The sequence below is a fragment of the uncultured Vibrio sp. genome, assembly GCF_947488985.1.
In the GTDB taxonomy this organism is placed as follows: Bacteria; Pseudomonadota; Gammaproteobacteria; order Enterobacterales; family Vibrionaceae; genus Vibrio.
Genome location: NZ_CANLBV010000179.1, coordinates 1 through 2,781 on the forward strand (window position 1 = coordinate 1; position 2,781 = coordinate 2,781).

The 2,781-nt window shown below is 41.2% G+C and carries 2 protein-coding genes and 1 pseudogene; 1 reads left to right on the forward strand and 2 read right to left on the reverse strand.

The features are described from left to right. Positions 1-218: 218 nt before the first annotated feature. Positions 219-1,118, reverse strand: coding sequence for an HNH endonuclease (locus tag Q1A70_RS19430; RefSeq protein WP_299695579.1), 900 nt, complete (start codon positions 1,116-1,118; stop codon positions 219-221). A gap of 138 nt (positions 1,119-1,256) precedes the next feature. Between Q1A70_RS19430 and Q1A70_RS19435 the strand changes: the two genes are divergently transcribed. Beyond that, a complete protein-coding gene (locus Q1A70_RS19435) occupies positions 1,257-2,456 on the forward strand; it encodes an IS4 family transposase (protein ID WP_299695577.1) in 1,200 nt (399 codons plus the stop codon). 169 nt (positions 2,457-2,625) lie between these two features. Here the strand turns inward: Q1A70_RS19435 and Q1A70_RS19440 are convergent. Continuing rightward, positions 2,626-2,781: pseudogene (locus tag Q1A70_RS19440) on the reverse strand (ISAs1 family transposase); the annotation flags it as partial.

The window sequence follows — 2,781 nt, forward strand, 5'->3', positions numbered from 1 at the left end:
CTGCACAGTATTTAAGCTAATTTAGACGAAAAAAGTGCTCAAAAAGTCAGGTGATATTGGTTGAAAAAAGAGAAATTCTACAGCCTCAACGCCCAATTAAGGTGTGAGTAACGCTACCACGAAACTCAAAAATACAACCGTAAACACTGTGTTCAAATTTTAAACCAACAGTCCCAAGCGTTAGGAATCACTCTTAAATTGTTTGTTATGTAACAATTCTATTTATTAAGCCAATTTTTCCTATCGTACTCAGCTCCATTTTTCATACAGAAATCACCTTCCAAATAGAATTGTTCTTTTCCATTTACCATTCTTTTTACTAATTCATTTCCCGTTCTCTCTAGAGGGTCATTATTCTTTAACCACATTTCATAACCATGAATAGACGGTCCACCGACATTTATCGTGAACTGCACACCATATAAATTGAAAGATACATATGTCTCAGGAGTCGGTGTAATGATAATATCATGCCCAAACCCTACTTGAACCCATTCACCTGTTTCTGGGTGCCTCATCAATGTATCCATTGGAAACAAAACTTGGCGGTGAAATGGCCATTCCTTTACTCCCTTACCATAACGAGCATAATCTCTGATTAAGTCAAAACTTGGCTCATCAATTATGAGGTCCTGATCCCCAGCATAAGAAAAGCGCAAAGCTAAAGCTTCCAAAGCGAGCATGGCTAAAAACCGAGACATTTCTTGCTGAGGTGGATTTATGTCAACTGGAAAAATAAAAGGTGGAAACTCTCCTGTGGTCTGCATATCTTTTAGGTATTCATCAACAATTGCTTGTTCTGACGCTTTTTCAGCTTTTATTTGAAGCTTTTTGTTTTTACCTAGCTTCATATTGACCTGTATTTCAGTTCCAGCTATATGGCCTAATACACTGGGCATTTTCCCTTTTTTATTGGGTACTTGATACCAACCCCTAACGTTTCTCATAGAAGGGTGTGACATTACAGGCCTCTCAACCTTCCTAGCAAAATAGTTATTGCATTTATCACAAACCAACCCTTTGGGTAGTATTAGCTTTTTGCTGCCAAAAGACTCTGGGATAAGATGCTCTACACCCTTGGTGTCATTACTAGATTCTTTACAAAATAAACAACGCACAATTACCCCTTGTTACATAACGCCGCGTTCTTGCGAATCCCCTCATAATCAGGCGTAAAAACAATGAGGTAGACGCGCATCGCCGTCTTTGATCTAATGAATATCGCTGAACACACATTTCGAACAAGTGAACTAACGATGCGCGATATTCAGATTCTACAACAAACCATACAAAACCAATGCCCCTCCATTCACAAAAAACGCGTTAGTTCTCTGATGCTTGCTACAAAAAGTGTACTTGACGGCTCAGACTTAACGCTGACTAAACTAGGTCGCAAACTGGAAACTAATACCACGGTAAAACATGCGATCAAACGCGTTGATAGACTGCTTGGAAATCATCAACTACATCGTGAAAAAGACCTTATTTATAAATGGCATGCCTACTTAATAACGGGCGCCAACTCATGCCCTGTGATCCTTGTTGATTGGTCTGATGTGCGTGAACAACTTCGTTATATGACGTTAAGAGCATCCGTTGCACTTGATGGTCGAGCCATCACAATCTTTGAGCAAGTTTTTGAGTATGGCCAATACAATTCACCGAAAAGTCACCAAACATTCCTCGATAAATTGCAGAGTATTTTGCCGAATAAAATCAGTCCGATCATCGTTTCTGATGCGGGTTTTAGAAATACTTGGTTTCGCCAAGTTCAGGATAAAGGTTGGTTTTGGTTAGGTCGTGTCCGAGGTGAAGTATCAATCAAACAACCCCAAAAACCTTGGGTCTCAAATAAAACCTTTTATCCAAACGCTGTCCATAAACCCAAATATCTTGGCCACTGCTTATTAGCAAAGAGATCACCGATATCTTGTGAAGCCTATGTTTATAAGGGATTAGAAAAAGGCAGAAAAGCCCAGCGCCATAGTAGAACCAGCCAAAAACACTCCGCTACACATCTCTATCAACGCAGTGCAAAGGAGCCGTGGTTACTCGCGACCAATGTCCCTAGACACATCTTAAATGAAGTACAAATTACCAACCTGTACGCCAAGCGCATGCAAATAGAAGAAGCCTTCCGCGATCTAAAGAGTACCGCCTATGGGATCGCACTTCGCCACAACAGAACTCGTTGTACTAAGCGATTGGATATCCTGCTTCTTATTGCATTGCTCGCTGAAATCTTGATGTGGTGGAATGGCCTCATTGCAGTACAAGCCAAGTGGCATTTTGACTTCCAAGCCAACAGCATTAAACACCGCCGAGTTCTATCCATACCTCGTCTAGGAAGAGAGGTACGAAATCATCGGCGATATCAAATTAACGAATCCCAATATCAATGGGGAATGTTCGAATATCAAAGACTCACACACAATGCAGGACTAGGGAAAATATGAGGGGATCCGTCAGCGCCGCGTTAAGCAGTGAGCAACACCACCACGAACCTAACCCATTGTGCCGTATACACTAAAGCTGATTCAAACTAAAAATGCCGAGCGTTGCGAATCTGTCTTAAACGCTTGTAGTTGTATACCACCACCAGGGCGCGAGCATACTTTGATTGATTTATAACCCAAAGAAGATTCGAGCCCGATAATCATCGTTCCAACCCGCTTTCTTTAACTTCACTTTTTGGCTTGGCGCACCACAATCACATTGCTTCAGCATGTTCATTACAAAGCGTCTAAACAACGCTATATTTTCTACTGCACCATCTAACGT